General features: G+C 35.2%; 16 protein-coding genes and 1 tRNA gene. 11 read left to right on the top strand and 6 right to left on the bottom strand.

Features of this window, described 5'->3' with window-relative positions:
- The 3 genes from gldM to C0430_RS10445 form a co-directional block, all read left to right on the top strand.
- On the top strand, window positions 1-1,458 hold a 1,458-nt coding region (gene gldM / locus C0430_RS10455; RefSeq protein WP_290869408.1), incomplete at its 5' end, for a gliding motility protein GldM.
- Between the two features lie 49 nt (window positions 1,459-1,507).
- Complete coding sequence (gldN, locus tag C0430_RS10450) at window positions 1,508-2,398, top strand: gliding motility protein GldN (RefSeq protein WP_290869411.1); 891 nt, start codon at window positions 1,508-1,510, stop codon at window positions 2,396-2,398.
- A 95-nt stretch (window positions 2,399-2,493) separates the two neighbouring features.
- Window positions 2,494-3,540 carry an FAD-dependent oxidoreductase gene (locus C0430_RS10445; RefSeq protein ID WP_290869405.1) on the top strand — a complete coding sequence of 349 codons (1,047 nt, stop codon included), beginning with the start codon at window positions 2,494-2,496 and terminating at the stop codon, window positions 3,538-3,540.
- Window position 3,541: 1 nt separating this feature from the next.
- On the opposite strand, the gene C0430_RS10440 is transcribed toward C0430_RS10445, so the two are convergent.
- Window positions 3,542-3,922, bottom strand: coding sequence for a DUF983 domain-containing protein (locus C0430_RS10440; RefSeq protein ID WP_290869402.1), 381 nt, complete (start codon window positions 3,920-3,922; stop codon window positions 3,542-3,544).
- Window positions 3,923-3,984: 62 nt separating this feature from the next.
- On the opposite strand from C0430_RS10440, the gene C0430_RS10435 reads away from it, so the two are divergent.
- Window positions 3,985-5,898, top strand: a complete 1,914-nt coding sequence (locus tag C0430_RS10435) for an ATP-binding cassette domain-containing protein (protein WP_290869399.1) — start codon at window positions 3,985-3,987, stop codon at window positions 5,896-5,898.
- Here C0430_RS10435 and C0430_RS10430 read toward each other — a convergent pair.
- Window positions 5,893-6,861 (bottom strand): App1 family protein, encoded by a 969-nt coding sequence (locus C0430_RS10430; RefSeq protein ID WP_290869396.1) that lies wholly within the window; start codon window positions 6,859-6,861, stop codon window positions 5,893-5,895. The two genes, C0430_RS10435 and C0430_RS10430, sit on opposite strands and share 6 nt — an antisense overlap.
- A 62-nt stretch (window positions 6,862-6,923) precedes the next feature.
- On the opposite strand from C0430_RS10430, the gene C0430_RS10425 reads away from it, so the two are divergent.
- Window positions 6,924-7,805 carry a diacylglycerol kinase family protein gene (locus tag C0430_RS10425; protein ID WP_290869393.1) on the top strand — a complete coding sequence of 294 codons (882 nt, stop codon included), beginning with the start codon at window positions 6,924-6,926 and terminating at the stop codon, window positions 7,803-7,805.
- Here C0430_RS10425 and C0430_RS10420 read toward each other — a convergent pair whose 3' ends face one another.
- Window positions 7,806-8,954 (bottom strand): GNAT family N-acetyltransferase, encoded by a 1,149-nt coding sequence (locus C0430_RS10420; RefSeq protein WP_290869391.1) that lies wholly within the window; start codon window positions 8,952-8,954, stop codon window positions 7,806-7,808. It abuts the gene before it with no gap.
- Window positions 8,955-9,004: 50 nt separating this feature from the next.
- Window positions 9,005-9,493 (bottom strand): DUF1761 domain-containing protein, encoded by a 489-nt coding sequence (locus tag C0430_RS10415; RefSeq protein ID WP_290869389.1) that lies wholly within the window; start codon window positions 9,491-9,493, stop codon window positions 9,005-9,007.
- A gap of 231 nt (window positions 9,494-9,724) precedes the next feature.
- Here C0430_RS10415 and C0430_RS10410 point away from each other — a divergent pair, with 231 nt between their 5' ends.
- From C0430_RS10410 to C0430_RS10395, 4 genes are all read left to right on the top strand, one after another.
- Window positions 9,725-10,579 carry a Two component regulator three Y domain protein gene (locus C0430_RS10410; protein ID WP_290869387.1) on the top strand — a complete coding sequence of 285 codons (855 nt, stop codon included), beginning with the start codon at window positions 9,725-9,727 and terminating at the stop codon, window positions 10,577-10,579.
- Between the two features lie 276 nt (window positions 10,580-10,855).
- Window positions 10,856-10,928 (top strand) — tRNA-Met (locus C0430_RS10405).
- A 161-nt stretch (window positions 10,929-11,089) separates the two neighbouring features.
- Window positions 11,090-11,560 carry a hypothetical protein gene (locus C0430_RS10400; RefSeq protein ID WP_290869384.1) on the top strand — a complete coding sequence of 157 codons (471 nt, stop codon included), beginning with the start codon at window positions 11,090-11,092 and terminating at the stop codon, window positions 11,558-11,560.
- A 331-nt stretch (window positions 11,561-11,891) separates the two neighbouring features.
- Window positions 11,892-12,383, top strand: a complete 492-nt coding sequence (locus C0430_RS10395) for a hypothetical protein (RefSeq protein WP_290869381.1) — start codon at window positions 11,892-11,894, stop codon at window positions 12,381-12,383.
- Between the two features lie 99 nt (window positions 12,384-12,482).
- Here the strand turns inward: C0430_RS10395 and C0430_RS10390 are convergent, their stop codons facing one another.
- Window positions 12,483-14,399 carry a glycoside hydrolase family 97 protein gene (locus tag C0430_RS10390; RefSeq protein WP_290869378.1) on the bottom strand — a complete coding sequence of 639 codons (1,917 nt, stop codon included), beginning with the start codon at window positions 14,397-14,399 and terminating at the stop codon, window positions 12,483-12,485.
- Window positions 14,400-14,642: 243 nt separating this feature from the next.
- Here C0430_RS10390 and era point away from each other — a divergent pair, with 243 nt between their 5' ends.
- Complete coding sequence (gene era / locus C0430_RS10385) at window positions 14,643-15,524, top strand: GTPase Era (RefSeq protein WP_290869375.1); 882 nt, start codon at window positions 14,643-14,645, stop codon at window positions 15,522-15,524.
- Between the two features lie 33 nt (window positions 15,525-15,557).
- The gene (locus C0430_RS10380) at window positions 15,558-16,226 is read left to right on the top strand and encodes a hypothetical protein (protein WP_290869372.1); all 669 of its coding nucleotides are present in this window, start codon (window positions 15,558-15,560) and stop codon (window positions 16,224-16,226) included.
- 55 nt (window positions 16,227-16,281) lie between these two features.
- On the opposite strand, the gene C0430_RS10375 is transcribed toward C0430_RS10380, so the two are convergent.
- Entirely contained in the window at window positions 16,282-16,779 is a 498-nt protein-coding gene (locus C0430_RS10375; RefSeq protein ID WP_290869369.1) for a hypothetical protein, read from the bottom strand.
- Window positions 16,780-16,960 lie beyond the last annotated feature (181 nt).

Raw genomic sequence — 16,960 nt, 5'->3', positions numbered from 1 at the left:
GTATTGTCGGCTTTTGGAATTTTAAATTCAAAAATCATTGAATCGAATTCAATTACCGATGAGAGAAATGAAAATTCATTCGGACAACTATCCCAAAAAGCCCAAGAACAACCTGGACAATACGGTGAAAAAAAAGTTATAGTAGAGAAAATCAGAAAACTTTCTAAAGAATATAATGATTATTTAGAAGGGATTAAAACTACCATAACCAAGAAAACTGAAAAAGACGAACAAGGAAATTTCTTGTACGAACAAATGGATAAAGGCGACATCGTGGATCGTTTGTTTTTTACAGGGGATAAAACATCTAAAGAAGGTAAAGAGTTTTTAGAAAAAATTAAAAATTATCCAGCCCAAATCAAAGCAATTGCAGGTAGTAAACTTCCAGAAGTTGAAATCAACAAGATTGAAAAAAGATTTGCCACCAATCCAGTTAAATCTAAAAATGCGGGCGCCACTTTGCCTTGGATTGATTACAACTACAAAGGATTCCCTTTGATTGCAACGGTAACTAAATTGACACAATTGCAAGCTGACGTAAAAGCAACCGAAAGTGATGTTATGGCGTCAATGTTTCAATCCGATTTGATTGCAGCAGCTTCATTAACAGCTTATCAGCCAATTGTGGTTCTTGAAAAATCTGTTTTCTTTCAAGGAGAAGCGGTGAAAGGAAAAATCATATTGGGTAAATTTGATCCAAAATTAATTGCTAAATCTGTAGTCGTGAATGGTTCAAGTGTGCCAGCACAAGCAGGTCAAGCTAATTTTTCTTTTGGTTCTGGTAGCATTGGAGAACATCCTATTAATGGATCATTCAATTTTGACGAAAACGGAAAAGTAATTAGTTTGCCAATAAAAGATAAATATGTTGTTGTGGCAAGACCAAAATCTGCTACAATATCTGCCGATAAAATGAACGTGGTATATCGTGGAGTGGTAAACCCAATGACGATTACATTTGCAGGAATATCTGCTGATAAAGTGAGAGCCAGTGCACCTGGTTTGACGCCTTCAGGAGCGCCAGGAGCTTATAGTATGCGCCCAGGAGCAGGAACTGAAGTGGTTATTAATGTTACGGGAACACTTCCTGATAATTCAATAGTTTCAGACAAGAGAACTTTTAGAATAAAAGGAATTCCAGGACCAGCAGGAACCATTAGAGGTGAAATGGGTGTCGTGAAAGGCCCTAAATCAAGCTTGGAAATTTCTACAATTGGTGCTAAATTAGTGGATTTCGATTTTGAAGTTGGTTTAGATGTTGTTGGATTTAATTTTAAAGTGACTGGATTGCCTACAGTGGTAGTGGCAGGAAATAAATTAAATGCACAATGTAAATCAGTACTTTCAAAAGCAGGAAGAGGCGATCAAGTGACCATTTCTGAAATTAAAACTAAATTAGTTGGTGCAGGTAGTTATTTATTGCCAAGAACAGCGCCGGTTATTTATGAAATACAATAATAAGGAAGTTTGAGACAAACCTACTTCAATAACTTATAATGATATTATGATGAACAGGAAAAATTTTTTAATAGTTGTGGTTTCCATCCTTGGAAGTTTCGCTTCTTATGCACAGCCTAATTTGCTTAACGCAAAGATACCGGAAGAAATAGGAATCAAGTCTGCAGCCCAACTCATTTCAGACAATGACAAACCATTGGAATATGGTTACGTCGATGATAGAGATGTTTTAATGGGGAAAACGGTTTGGGAAATTATAGATTTAAGTGAAAGAATTAATTTTCCTTTATATTTTCCAATAGATACTGCAAATATTGGGTCTGACAGACGCTCCTTGTATGATGTCTTGACAAAAGCCATTCGTAGTGGAGAAATTTCAGAAGTATATTCAGATAGTTATTTTAATACCAAAAAATCCTATAAAGACATTCAAGCTTCGTTGACCCGTATTGACACAACCGATGCTGGAAAAGAGCAAATTAACGCAGGAATGGCAATTTCACCGGAATATATTATAAAACAAGATCTTACTTCCCAAGATGTTACCCAGTATAAAATTAAAGGATATTGGTATTTTGACAAACGTCAAAGCGAGTTGAAATACAGGTTGCTTGGAATTTGCCCAGTAACTCCTGATGTTTATACCATGAACAGCGAAGAAAAAGATTATATTGAATTGTTTTGGGTATTTTTCCCGGCTTCAAGAGATGTTTTGCACGAAGCAAAATCTTTCAACGACAAAAATTCGGCAATGCCAATCTCCTTTGACCAAATATTAAATTCCAGACGATTTAATTCTGTGATTTATCAAGAAGAAAACGTGTATGGCGATAGAGAAATTAAGAGTTATATGAAAGACAATGCCCAAAATCAATTGTTGGAAGCGGAAAGAGTGAAAGAAAAAATTCGTGATTTCGAACAAGATATGTGGAATTATTAAAATCCATTTTATATACAATTAAGAAGAACTCTTGCCATTGGTAGGAGTTCTTTTAATTTATGGACATAATTCAATTTTTAAAACTTCTTTTACAAATGATAGATTATTTGATTGTAGGTTCTGGATTAGCAGGTATTTCATTTTCCGAAATTGCCCTGCAAAACAATAAATCTATTTTGGTATTGGATAATAATTCACAAAACTCTTCCAAAATTGCTGGAGGATTGTATAATCCCGTCATCCTAAAACGGTTCAGCGAAGTGGGTCAGGCCAAAGAACATTTGCTTGTGATGAAGGATTTTTTCTCCATTTTAGAAAAAAAACTAGAGTGTAAAGTACATTTTGATTTGCCTATTTTGAGAAAGTTTTTTTCCGTCGAAGAACAAAATAATTGGTTCGCCGCTTCTGATAAAGTAAATTTAGCTCCATTTCTTTCGACCAATTTAATTTCAAAAAAGTTTTCGTCTATTGATTCTCCTTTTGGATATGGCGAAGTATTGCAAACCGGTTATGTTGACACCGCATTATTGTTGGAAAAGTACAAAGAGCATCTCATAAAAAATAAATTATTTCAGGAAGAATCCTTTGATTATTCGCTTTTGCAAGAAGAAAGTGAAGGGGTTCGTTACAAAGGTATTCAGGCAAAACACATCATTTTTGCTGAAGGCTTTGGAATGCACTCCAATCCTTATTTTAAGGAATTGCCATTGGACGGGACAAAAGGAGAGCTTCTTACCATAAAAGTACCGCAACTTAATCTAGATGTAATCCTTAATACAAGCGTGTTTATATTGCCTCTTGGGAATGATTTATTCAAAATTGGGGCAACCTATAATTGGAATGACAAAACCGATTTACCCACTGAAAAAGGTAAAACAGAATTGATAGAAAGAATAAAAGAAATTATAAGTTGTGATTTTGAAATTGTCGAACATTTTGCCGGTGTTCGTCCAACTGTCAAGGACAGAAGGCCGTTGTTAGGCACGTATTCAAATCATGATTCGATACATATTCTCAATGGTTTGGGTACAAGAGGAGTTATGCTTGGCCCAGCAATGGCAAAAGCTTTATTTGAAAATATTGAATATCAAAAACCGCTGGACAGCACCATCGATATCAAAAGATTCATTAAAAAGAGTTAACTTATTTCTTGAATTTCTTGTCGTAAGACACGAACATGTTGATGTAAATATTTCTTGACCATCTCAAAACAAAAGGAAACAAAAGAATATTGGCTACAAGAATGGCAATAAAAGAAGTTTTTATGCTGGATTCAAGAATAAGATAAGACACTATAAAGGTTGCAATACTAAGAGCCACATTCAATGCATAACTAACATACATAGCGCCATAAAAGAAAGAAGGCTCAATTTCATATTTCAAATCACAATGACTGCATCTTTCGTGCATTTTTATCAATTTCGAAAAATGTAACGGATTTTTATCCAAATACATACTCTCATTCTGACATCTAGGACAAGTTCCTGTTAAAATACTATTTAATTTGGATCCTTTTTTTAACATTTGCAAAAAATTAATTTTCTCCTTTTTTGGAGTCACAAATTTACGAATACAAAACACAATAAATGCTTAATATACATAATTTATCCGTTTCTTTTGGAGGAACTTATTTGTTCGAAGAAGTAACTTTTCGTTTGGGTGCTGGAGATCGTGTGGGACTTGTTGGAAAGAACGGTGCTGGAAAATCTACGATGCTTAAAATCTTGGCTAGGGATTTTGCTCCAGATTCGGGAGTTATTTCTCAGGAAAAAGAAGTTCGAATGGGTTTCTTGCGTCAAGACATCGATTTTGAACAAGGAAGAACGGTACTTGAAGAAGCTTATGAAGCTTTTACAGATATTAAAATTGTAGAGAAAAAATTAGAAGAAATCAATCATCAGTTGGTTACTCGAACCGATTATGAAAGCGAGGAATACAGCCAAATCATAGAAGATTTATCCGATTACACCCATCGTTTCGAATTGTTGGGCGGTTATAATTATGTGGGCGATACCGAGAAAATTCTTTTGGGATTGGGTTTCAAAAGAGAGGTTTTCAACAACCAAACCGAAACTTTTTCCGGTGGATGGAGAATGCGTATCGAATTGGCTAAATTGTTGTTGCAATCCAATGATGTTTTGTTGCTGGATGAGCCCACGAATCACTTGGATATCGAGAGTATCATTTGGTTGGAAAGTTTCCTTCGCAATTATCCCGGCGTTGTCGTAATTGTTTCGCACGATAAAATGTTTTTGGATAATGTAACCAACAGAACTATTGAAATTTCCCTTGGGAAAGCCTATGATTTCAATAAACCGTATTCTGAATATTTATTATTGCGTCACGAAATCCGTGAAAAACAATTGGCCACGCAAAAAAATCAAGCCAAAAAAATTGAGGAAACCGAAAAACTAATCGAGAAGTTCCGTGCCAAAGCTTCCAAAGCATCGATGGCGCAATCGCTTATCAAGAAATTGGACAAAGTGGAGCGCATCGAAGTGGATGAAGACGACAATTCGGTGATGAATATTTCGTTTCCGGTTTCAAAAGAACCTGGAAAAGTGGTAATCGAAGCGGACAATGTTACCAAAAGTTACGGCGATAAAACGATTTTGAAAGACATTTCACTTTTGGTGGAACGAGGCAGCAAGATTGCCTTTGTTGGGCAAAACGGACAAGGAAAATCGACTTTCATCAAAGCCATTGTCAACGAATTTGAATTTCAAGGAAACATCAAATTGGGACATAATGTGCAATTGGGATATTTTGCCCAAAACCAGGCTGAATATTTGGATGGCGAAATCACCTTGTTGAGAACAATGGAAGATGCCGCAACGGACACCAATCGTTCGAAAGTGCGTGATATGCTGGGGTCTTTCTTGTTTCGTGGTGATGAAGTTGAGAAAAAAGTAAAGGTGCTTTCGGGAGGAGAAAGGAACCGTTTGGCGCTTTGCAAATTGTTGTTGCAACCTATCAACGTTTTGGTAATGGATGAGCCCACCAACCACTTGGACATAAAATCCAAGAATGTGTTGAAAGCCGCCTTGCAAAAATATGAAGGAACACTGCTTTTGGTTTCTCACGACAGGGATTTTCTTCAAGGTATGTCGAACATCGTTTACGAATTCAAGGATCAAAAAATAAAAGAATATTTGGGCGATGTCAACTACTTTTTGGAACAACGCAATCTGGAGAATATGCGTGAAGTCGAGAAAAAAGATGCCCAAAAAGCCGCTGCTCCAAAAGAAAGCAACAAGGCTTCTTACGAAGACCAGAAAAAAGGGAAAGCGTTGCAAAACCGCTTGAGTAAAGTGGAAAGCCAAATCAAGCAATTGGAAAAAGACATCCAAAACGACGATAAAATGTTGGCTTCCAATTATGATAAACACATTGAAGATGCCCAGTTTTTTATGGCTTACAACAAGAAAAAAGAAGAGTTGGATAAATTGCTTCTCGATTGGGAAATTGTTCAGGAAGAAATAGACAATGCCGGTTTATAAAATAAGTCCAATGGCTTTGGAGTGTGCAATGGCTTCGCTGCTATTGGTGAAATAACAGGTGGAAACGTTCAAGGTTTCGAGGTTTTTCAAAGCTTCCGAAACCTTTTTCTTTTTTTGTGTCCCCGTTTTTCGAATATAAACGGCTTTGACATTCACCGGAAAAATTTTGCAAATGGCTTCGTATAGAAAAGGGTCTTTTTGCGAATCATCACCCATCAAAACATATTGCAAATTGGGATAAAATTCCAGAATGTGTTTTATTTTTTCAAATTTGTGGTTATGACCGCCTCTTCCCGTCCAAATGAAATCGGCAAGACTGGATTTGATGTCTTTCAACAACAAAACGGCCTTAGGCAATTGATGAATTTCAGTAAATTTTATCAAAAAACGGTACAAATTCCATTCGCTGCTGGAAACATAAAAAAAAGCATTCTGTTCTCCGTTGCTCGTTCTTCCGGATTGGCTCAAGGCTTGGTAATGTGGAACGACATCCTTGAAAACTTTGCGGGAATTCACGTTTCGAAACAATAAATGGTATAATTTCTTCAAAGGATTTTCGGTGTAAGAGACCAAAAAAGTGTCGTCAATATCCGAAATGATTCCGATATTTTCTTTTTTGGGACGAATGAAACTCTCTTTGACCACGATTTTTTGGTTGCCATTAAGAATGCTTACCTCATAATCAATCCAGCCGTGACCAGCTTTGGGATCCACGGGAACACAAAACTTGAAATAGCCGTCAACCAGTGTTTTGGTATGAATTGTGGTATTGTTGTGTTCCAAGTAAACATCGGCATTAGCGTGGGTTTTTAATCGAAACAAACGGATTATTGAAGTGGCATTTTGAAATTTTTTCTTCTCGAAAGCATAGTCTTTTGTCTTGGTCGGTTTGAAAACGTGCCCCATCACGATTAACTCTTGATCATTCGCGTAGCCTCGGTACAATTTTAAAATAGGCTTCATTGTTTTGAGTTTTGAGGTGTCAATAAAATTAACTAAATTTAATCAATAAAAGAAGTAAAACATTGAAAAAGAATGTGGTACTGGTTGTTAATCCAGTTTCTGGAGGCGTTGATAAAACTGAATTTATTGATGCCACGACACTTTTTGCGATCAAAGAAAACCTAAATCTAATTTTGTACACAACTTCTGGAGATGATGATGTTTCAAAAATAAAAGTGCTTTATGAACAGCACAATCCGGAACGAATCATCATTGCAGGTGGCGATGGAACCATAAAAATGGTGGCTGAAGCAATAGAAGGCAAAGATGTGATTCTTGGTATTTTACCAGCCGGTTCTTCCAATGGTTTGGCTGTCGATTTGGATTTGATGAAAACCTTGGACGAGAATCTGGAAATTGCCTTCCATAATGAGTTCATTGAACTTGACACGATTGTCATAAATAACCAAAAATGTCTTCACTTGAGCGATTTGGGATTGAATGCGGAACTGGTCAAAAACTATGAAAAAAGCAATAAACGGGGCAAATGGGGTTATTTTTTGCAAATAGTGAATACGCTAATGGATTTAGGAGAGCCTTTCGAGGCAGTGATAACCATCGATGATCAAATTATTGAATGTGAGGCCAGAATGATTGTTGTTGCCAATTCAAAAAAGTACGGCACGGGAATAATCATTAATCCGGAAGGGGTCATGTATGATGGAAAGTTTGAATTGGTGATTTTGAAAAATTTGGATTTGATGATTTTTGGCGAAATTATTATGGGTAATGTGCCTTTAAATCATAAAGATATCGAAATTGTCTCAGCAAATAAAGCGACTATTAAAACTAATGTTCCGGTAAGTTTCCAGGTAGACGGTGAATATTGCGGAATGGAAACTGAGCTTAGGATCAGTGTTTCGCCTCACAAGATTAAAGTTGCAATTCCTGGTTTTGCACAGTAATTATCTAAAAGGATTTCGCTCTTGCCAAACCACTGTCGGTTCCAGATAACAAAATATTTTCTCAAAAGCGAGGTCTATAAAGGTATTGCTGTGTTGACCTAATCCAAACATTTCTTGCGGTTTTGCACCTATAGAGCTCTTGATTTCCAATGCCGTTCGAGCAAAAATAATTTCCTTGAACCCTTTATTGATCGAATAAGCAACCATATCGTAGAGCATGTTCAGATACAACATTTTTTCGCGTTGAACGCTCTCGTCATAACCTAAAAAATAAGTATCCATCACTTCACCATTTTTGATTAACGTGTTAAATCCAATTAATTTTTCATCAAGGAAGTAACCGTAAAAAAGGAATTTGTCCTTTAGTTTTTCTTTAAAGGTTCGAAAATGGTGTTTGGTCAAGAAAAAAGTGTTGAAATGGGCATTTTTAGCCACGTGATGATACAAATCATAGATAGTGTCTTCATGCTTGATGATGTCTTCCAGATGCATTTTCCTTTTTTCAATGCCTTCTGCTTTTTTTCTGGCGCGTTTGTATTGGTCTCGATATTTTTTTGTTAGCGCATTAATGTAATCTTGCTCCGATTTCCAATGACTTGGAATGGTAAATAACATGTTGGGTTGAGTCGAGTATTGAAAATAATTTTGGTATCCTGCTTGTTTGAACCCTGCTGATTCTTCCATTGCAAAGTCTTTAAAAGTGGTAACGTGTGCTTTTAATCCTTTCTTTTTGAAGATGGTTTCTAATTTTTCCGAGGCTATTTTTAGGGCTTGTAAACCTTGAATTTTGTCAATTTTATCAGAAAAAGCAAAGGCATTTTGGCCAGTAAGCATATTGTTTCCAATGATTAATATATGAGAGCAAAAGTTCTTGAAAACTACGTTACGAACAGCGGTTTTTAGGCACTTGTCTCTTTCTCCAAAAGATTCCATTTTGTTTAAATCCAAAAATTGTGACAGTGCAACTCCTGCTAATTTACCCTCTTTAAACAATCCAATAAAGTGGCAAGTCATATTGGTAGGAGCAGATTTTTCCAAAATAGCCAAATATTCTTTGCTGAGGAAAATATTAGCCAAGGTCATACCGTTCCAGTTTTCTGGAAGTTCTGAAACAGAGGAATATATTTTTATGGATAATGGTGTTTTCAAATAAAAAAAATCGCTCCACAAATGTAGAGCGATTAAGTTATAAGTAAATGTTAAAACAATTGCAATGCACAAATAAGGCCTCCGATGATGGTAAAGCAGGTAATCCAGAAACCGCTCATCACCAAAACATATTTAAAACTTCTTTTTTCGTACAAGGCATTTGTACCAACTATAGGGGAAGCCAAAAACAATCCAGTTAAGAATCCATGAAGGGCTCCGTGTTTGAAAGTGCGATAGGCGTCGCCATAATCTGCCATAAATGCCGTGTAAGAAGGCAGTACTTTAGTCGGGTCGCCACCAGTCAAACTTAAAACGCTGTATTGGTGAATGACTAAAAATTGTAGAATAATAGACATGAAAAAGGCATTGCTGAGTGAAATGACAAAAAGCCAAATCAAATTGCGCCCTTTTAATTCTTGTGGAGAGGTTCCGGATTCTTTCATCCACATCGTTCCGAAAACTTTTGGATGAAACCAGATAACTCCAATAACGAGAGTTGACAATGCTGCTATAAGCAGAGAATAAATGTTAATTTCCATAATAATTTGGTTGGTTTTAAGGTTAATGATATCAAATATAAGAGTTTTTATGAATATGTTGGAAAATATTTATAATTTATGATGATTAGCATTTGTTGTCAATTATTTTGTTATTTTTATATGTATTAACTTACACTTGTGTTTTAAATTGTGTATTTCGTCGATTATTTTTGTCGGTAATCAGTATTTTACATACATTAGCCTAGTAATTAACTTAATATAAAGGGTGTTATGAAAAATATATATACTTTCCTGTTTATCATTGTGTTCTCCTTTGTTATGAAAGCAGAAGTGTCAGTTTCTGAAAAAAGTGCACTCCTAAAATTATACAATGCCACAAATGGAGCTAACTGGACTTCAAAATGGGATTTAAATACTCCTGTATCTTCTTGGTACGGTGTGGGATTACAAGATGACAAGGTTGTTTCTCTTCAATTACCCAACAATAATCTAGTTGGAGTATTGCCTTCAGAGATTTCAGATTTAGTTTATTTGAAAAATTTGAATTTGTACAAAAATTCTATTTCAGGAATGATACCGGCCTCAATTGGTAAAATGAAATCATTGGAGTCGCTTAATTTGTCATTTAATAAATTATCCGGAGCATTGCCAACAGCGATAGGAGATGCATCTTCCTTGAAAAATCTTGAATTATTTATGAATGGATTTTCTGGAAACATTCCTTCCGAAATTGGTAAATTGGCTAATTTAGAAACATTGTCTTTGTATAACAATGCCATTGAAGGGCAAATTCCAGCGTCACTTTATGATTTAAAAAACTTAAAAGTGTTGCTTTTAAACAGTAATAAAATTTCAGGAACGTTGAGTCATTCCGTTTCCAATTTGGCTAATCTTGAACAATTAAGTTTGTTTGACAATAAAATGAATGGTCAAGTTCCTTTTGATATTGATAAATTGAGCAATCTAAAAGAAATGAATATTTCTTACAATCAATTCAGCGGATTGGTTTCTAAAGATATGGCAAAACTGGATGTTTTGAATATGACGATGATAAACGATAAAGGTGTTGCTGAAGTATTAAAAGTAACATTGGATAAAAACACGGCGATTGTTTCTGAAGAATAAGTGGAGATAATTTTTTATAATTTAATTAGTTTAAACCTGCCAAGCCCTTGCTTTGCAGGTTTTTTAAATTAATCTAGGGGCCAAATATTTTTTGTTAATTCAAATAATGAACAGCTTTAACGCGTTTGTTAAAAGAATTTTTAATTTTAAATCTTGTATCAAGACCGTTTCTGTTTTGTAAATGCAGTCCTGTCAGTTCAATACGTAAAACTCAAATATTTTTTAATAAATAACTTGTATTTATTAAAATTGGTCGTATATTTGCACCCGAAACATCGCGGGATAGAGCAGTAGGCAGCTCGTCGGGCTCATAACCCGAAGGTCACAGGTTCGAGTCCTGTTCCCGCTACAAAGTAAAAACCTCTAAAGCAATTTAGAGGTTTTTTTATGTCTATATTTTAGCGTTTTTTATACTTTAAACTAAAGTTGACCGTTAGTAATACTCACAAGTATTTGGAGTCGATTCATCTTTTTATGATTCCAATTTTTTTGGTGTTAAAAACAGCTCCCATGAAAAACAAGATTCTAATTTTAAGTTTACTTTTACTGATAGGCTGTAAATCAAAACCGGTGCATGTAAAACCAGTCGCAATTGAGTATACCAAAGTACCACTTTCCGAAGTTGATCAAGAGCAAAAGAAAAAGGCCTATAATCTTGGCAAGAGAGTTTTGATGATTTGCAACACTTCAAAATTCATCCCTTTCAAGGAAACTGAGGCAACTCCATCCGTAATCAAAAACACTACTCTGGAAAAACATTCAAAAGTGTGTTTGAAATTCAGGGCGAGATACGGCAGTTTTATAGACATAAAGTTAATGGAAGTATATAAAGACGCAATAGGCAACGAAACTCTATTTCGTTATAAAGCCTTATTCGAGCATTCTAATGCCAACAAAGAACTTCGCGTAACTCTTAATCAAGAAAACAAAGTTTCTTCATTAAAAACGATGGGTTGGGAGAATTTGTTCAAGTATAAATGATTACTTTCTTTTTGTTGTATCATAAATTGTTGGATAATAAAAATGTAATTCCCTCTCTTTTTTATAACTAAATGGAACTTTTTTCGAATGGTTGAATTTTGTAATTATTGCCAATAATGGTGTAATATATTATGTTAGGGTGTTAGTCATTTATGTCCTGATTTTAACAATTAAAAACAAAAACTACTTGAAAAAATTCCCTTTTATTCAATAATGTAGGCGTTGTTTTAATGCCAAAAAAATGTTAATTCCATATTTTTGGCATAGTTGTTGGCTTTCATGAAAATGTAGAACAACTACAATAAAAAAATAGTAATTAAAATTATACAAAATGAAAACTTTAAAATTAATTACCTTAGGAATAATGGTGTTTTTTGCATCAAATTCGATCAATGCACAAGTTTCAGTAAACGTGAATTTAGGACTTCAGCCGTCTTGGGGACCAGTAGGTTATTCTTCGGTAAATTATTATTATATTCCGGATATTCAGGTTTATTATGATGTGAGAGCCACTCAATTTATTTTTCTAAACAATGGAGTTTGGATTCGATCAAACAATTTGCCAAGACAGTACAGAAACTATGATTTAAATAGAGGTTATAAAGTGGTTTTGAATGATTATCACGGTTCAAGACCTTACGCTTTCTTCGAAAATCATAAAGTGAAATACTATAAAGGCTATAAAGGTAGTCCTCAAAAATCGATAGGAAACAGAAACCGCGGTAATCACGACAATTATGGCAACCATGGTTACAATGGAAAATCCAATGGACACGGTAATCGCGGTCACAACGGTAATGGTCACAACGGAAAAGGACATTAAATACTAAACATCCATAAGTTTAAAAAAGGGTTGGCTTTAAGTAAAGTCAACCCTTTTTTTAGGCCCAAACAAGATATATTGTTGGTGAAGAAATCCCTATTAAATTTTCACTACAAATCCTCCACGTGGTTTCATTTTGACTTTTAGTTTATTTCCTTTAATGATAACATTTTGCTTAAATCCTTCATCGTTTTCAGTTATTGTAAACCCTTTTTTGTTGGTTACAAAAGACAAATCTATTTCAATTTCTTTTTCCGTATTTTCTCCATTCACGCCCACGATATGCCAAACTGCATCTTTTTTTCTGGCCATGATGATGTACTTTCCGGGATATCCTTCAATAAATTTGGAATCATCCCAATTCGTTGGAATGTCTTTTAAATATTCAACCACATATTGTGGCATTTTGGCCATTCCATCTGGCGTTTCAGCAATGTGTTGAATCCCTGACAAAAACAGGACGGGCAATGCCAATTCAAAACCAGGTGTTGTTTTTCGGATAATATTTGGAATCGAATCCAGCACCATTGGAGTGAAATCCATTGGATCAAAAACATTGCGTGCGAAAGGAATCATTGTGCAATGACTTGGCTGCAAGTCGGCAACTTCTTGAGAAAAAGTAATAAATTCTTCTCCTTTAATGGCTTCCGTGGTCAATAAATTGGGATAAGTGCGTTGCCATCCTCTAGGCAAAGTGGCTCCGTGGAAATTGACTACTAATTGATGTGCTGCAGCCTCTTTTAACAAGGCGTGATAATAAGCAATCATCGATTGTCCATCGCCACCAAAAAAGTCAATTTTTACGCCTGAAATTCCCATTTCATTGAGTTTGCTAAACTCCCTGACCCTATCGGCAGCGGTTAATAATTTGCTTTTTGGCTGATATTCGGTGCTGTTCCATGGCCCTGATGAATTGTACCAGACCAATACTTTTACGTTTTTACTTTTGGCATAAGTGGCCAATTCCTTCATTTTTTCATCGCCAATTCTTTTATCCCAATCTGCATCGATTAAACAATAAGGCCAATTCATTTTAGAAGCATAATCAATGAATTTTAAGGTTGTTTCATAATTCACCGATTCGTCTTTCAATAAAACCCAACTCCATGAAGCCAATCCGCTTTTGATGAAAGAAGTATTTATGGGTATGGCTGTATCGGCCAAATCAGTGCCCAACGTGCTTTCTGTAATCGTTTTCAAGGAACCAATGGCCAATATTCGCCAAGGCGTGTACCAAGGCAATTGCGATTCAGGGTTCAATGCTCCATTTGGAAAAATTTCTTCTTTTTGCGGAAAAGTTACTTGCATTGCTTTCGAAGTGTCACTGTAAACCAAGCGGCTTCCACAATAATTTTCGTGCAATCCAGATTCTGAAATCAGGAGCCAAGTGTCATTCGAATTGAATAAAGCGGGATAAACCCAGCCTTCTCCGATTGTCGGTTTTGTATTCACGGGAACTCCCATGGCGTAATGTTCCTCGTATGACGGGTTGGTTTCTTTCCATCCAGTCTTGGCTTTTGACATAGGTTGTAACCAGGCTTTTGCAGTTGCATCAAAATTATAAGTCGTTTTTTCTTCCACTATTTTTTTTATTTCCGCTGATTTTTCGGGGAAAAAGTATCTCAACGCAACTCCATCATGGGACAATTGAAAAATGATGTCAATCAAATTCCCTTTGCTGTTTTGTAAATGAACCGTGTATTGATTGGCAGAATAGGTAATGTTTTTACGCTTGCCTTGAAGCATGGAATAGCTTGCCTTAATGGCCTTGTTTTCTGAAATCTTTATTATTTTTAAATCGTTATACAAATTGGCGTCTTCCCTAATAATCCCAAGCTCGGAAGTGTTTATTACTAATTTGGTTTTATAAAAAACCTTGTAAACAGGTGTGTTCTTTTCATTTAAATCAAATGCAACGGTCACAGTTTTATCCGAGTTTGCAAACAGATAAGCTTCTTTTTTAGCAAATGAAGAGAGGCAAAGGCCTAATAAAGCGATTAAAAATATTTTTTTCATAATTAAGTGTTTTATTTACACTTACAATAATACGCAATTAATTTAGTAAATAACATAATTGAAAGTAAAATTTATCTTGCTGCGCATTATTTATTTAGGTCAAAAAGGGTTGAAGCAATTGTGGGTTTTTTCCAGGTGCTAAAAAACTCGATAATTCTTGTTGAAGATACTACATTCAATCGTACCTTTGTGCCCGAAACATCGAGAAATAAAGGAGTTGACACTTCACTGAATACACATATTATGGCACATAAAGCAGGTTTTGTAAATATCATAGGAAATCCAAACGTGGGGAAATCAACCCTGATGAATGCCTTTGTTGGCGAAAGATTATCCATCATCACGTCAAAAGCGCAAACCACCCGTCACCGAATTTTGGGAATCGTCAACGGAGAAGATTTTCAAATGGTTTTGTCCGATACACCAGGAATCATCAAGCCGGCTTACGAAATGCAGGAATCGATGATGAATTTCGTGAAATCCGCTTTTGAAGATGCCGATGTCTTGATTTATATGGTTGAAATTGGCGAACAAGATTTGAAAGACGAAGATTTTTTCAATAAAATCATCCATTCCAAAATTCCTGTTTTGTTGTTGTTGAATAAAATCGACAATTCCAATCAAGAACAACTGGAAAGCCAAGTCGCTTTCTGGACGGAGAAAGTTCCCAATGCCGAAATTTATCCCATATCAGCTTTGCAAAATTTCAATGTTCCCGAAGTTTTTCAAAGAATAATTTCATTATTGCCGGAATCTCCAGCCTATTATCCAAAAGACCAATTGACCGACAAACCGGAGCGTTTCTTTGTAAACGAAACCATTCGTGAAAAAATCTTGTTGAATTACAGCAAAGAAATTCCGTATGCGGTAGAAATCGTGACCGAAGAATTCTTCGAAGACGAAAAAATCATCCGAATCCGTTCCCTGATTATGGTGGAACGCGACACCCAAAAAGGGATCATCATCGGTCACAAAGGTGCCGCCCTAAAACAAGTGGGAATGGAATCCCGTGCCGATTTGGAAAAATTCTTCGGAAAACAAATTCACCTCGAATTGTACGTGAAAGTCAACAAAAACTGGCGAAGCAACGCCAATATGTTGAAAAGGTTTGGGTATAATCAGTAGGTTTTGTAAACTTCACATAACACTAAATATTTTATGAATAAGTATTTAATTTTCTTAACCTTAATGTTTTCAGGATTTCTTTTTAGTCAAACAAAGATTGATGAAAATATTACTATTGATTTTCCAGGCAAACCTGAAACTCTAGAAAATATTGCTAAAAAGGACACTCTTGACACCACTTTTAATACTACTCTTAAAGCGTATTATTTAAATTCTAAAGACGATTCCTATATTGCAATGCGAGTTGCTGTTTTGTCTGATAGCGAATTAAACGAACAACTTCCCCATAGCACCGTCGAGTTGCAAAAAAGATATACACAGATTATAGATAGACAGCTTGAAAGTATGTCCAAAAAAGGTCTGTTTTTAAAAGATTCAAAACAAATAAAATGGAATAATTATTTAGCATATAAGCTAAATTTCAAAGGCGAAACTTCAGACGAAGAAATTGGCGAAAGCTTGATTTTATATTTAAATGGGATTAATTATGTGTTTATTTATTCAAAGGTTGGATCCTATAATTTAGTAAACAAAGAAAAGTTTTTCAAATCAATAAAAATTAATAATCCTGAAAACTTAAAACAAATTGTTGAACCTTATAATTATTGGAGTGCATTAGCCCAAATATTTTTTGGATTAATTTTTATTTTTATAATACGTAGGTTTATAAAAAAAGAAAGAAAAAGGAATCTAATAAAATAGTCTATAGAAAATAATTTCTATATTAGATTTAGGGTTATGTTTTTTCATCAGAATCTTACGATTCCAAGATCTTCAAGAATTTTTCTTCCAATTCATTCATTTGTCCGTTGCCTCGGAACCGGATTTGCTTGGCGATGAAGTAGAGCAAAAACCAAACGCAAACCATCAGCAGCATCACAATTAAATCCATTGTGGTTGGTTGTTTCAAGACATAGTTGGAGTAGGCGATGGCGCTGAAAATCACGAAAATTCCCGCCACCATAAAATGCAGGAACATAAAAAGTGTCCACAAAGTGGGCTCTGGACCAAACAATCCGCGGATGTGGGTTTCGTTCTCGCTTTTGGATTCCAATTCCAGATGCAAATGGGGCGACCAATATTCGCGTTTGGCATTGGGCATGTTCATCCAAATGTGGTTGTGCCTGATTTTTAGATGACAATTTTCGGTGCAATTCACTTTGTAATTTTCGAATTTTTGACGAACGGATTCAATGTTTTCTTCGACATCTTTGTAAAAACGCAAGCGAAGCCTGATTTCGGTATTGGCATCCATAACAATAATTTTTGGGTTCGAAAATATTAATAGCATCGCAAAATAGTAAAAAAATTGATAGTATGGGATTTAACACTACCTTTGCAAAAAATTAAAATACTGCATTTTGGATTTATAAGTAATAGAAATTTAGGAAACTAGATTCTAAAATTTGAAATTTGAAATCTAAAATTTACAAAAA

The sequence above is a fragment of the Flavobacterium sp. genome (assembly GCF_013823965.1).
GTDB lineage: Bacteria > Bacteroidota > Bacteroidia > Flavobacteriales > Flavobacteriaceae > Flavobacterium.
The sequence above is the reverse complement of the archived record's forward strand: the minus strand, read 5'-3'. Positions and strand labels throughout refer to the sequence as shown.

Bases quoted from the DNA above. Each gene is read 5' to 3' on its own strand.
- gldN (WP_290869411.1), top strand. From the start codon at position 1,508: ATGAACAGGAAAAATTTTTTAATAGTTGTGGTTTCCATCCTTGGAAGT.
- C0430_RS10445 (WP_290869405.1), top strand. From the start codon at position 2,494: ATGATAGATTATTTGATTGTAGGTTCTGGATTAGCAGGTATTTCATTT.
- C0430_RS10440 (WP_290869402.1), bottom strand. From the start codon at position 3,922: ATGTTAAAAAAAGGATCCAAATTAAATAGTATTTTAACAGGAACTTGT.
- C0430_RS10435 (WP_290869399.1), top strand. From the start codon at position 3,985: ATGCTTAATATACATAATTTATCCGTTTCTTTTGGAGGAACTTATTTG.
- C0430_RS10430 (WP_290869396.1), bottom strand. From the start codon at position 6,861: ATGAAGCCTATTTTAAAATTGTACCGAGGCTACGCGAATGATCAAGAG.
- C0430_RS10415 (WP_290869389.1), bottom strand. From the start codon at position 9,493: ATGGAAATTAACATTTATTCTCTGCTTATAGCAGCATTGTCAACTCTC.
- C0430_RS10410 (WP_290869387.1), top strand. From the start codon at position 9,725: ATGAAAAATATATATACTTTCCTGTTTATCATTGTGTTCTCCTTTGTT.
- C0430_RS10400 (WP_290869384.1), top strand. From the start codon at position 11,090: ATGAAAAACAAGATTCTAATTTTAAGTTTACTTTTACTGATAGGCTGT.
- C0430_RS10395 (WP_290869381.1), top strand. From the start codon at position 11,892: ATGAAAACTTTAAAATTAATTACCTTAGGAATAATGGTGTTTTTTGCA.
- C0430_RS10390 (WP_290869378.1), bottom strand. From the start codon at position 14,399: ATGAAAAAAATATTTTTAATCGCTTTATTAGGCCTTTGCCTCTCTTCA.
- era (WP_290869375.1), top strand. From the start codon at position 14,643: ATGGCACATAAAGCAGGTTTTGTAAATATCATAGGAAATCCAAACGTG.
- C0430_RS10380 (WP_290869372.1), top strand. From the start codon at position 15,558: ATGAATAAGTATTTAATTTTCTTAACCTTAATGTTTTCAGGATTTCTT.
- C0430_RS10375 (WP_290869369.1), bottom strand. From the start codon at position 16,779: ATGGATGCCAATACCGAAATCAGGCTTCGCTTGCGTTTTTACAAAGAT.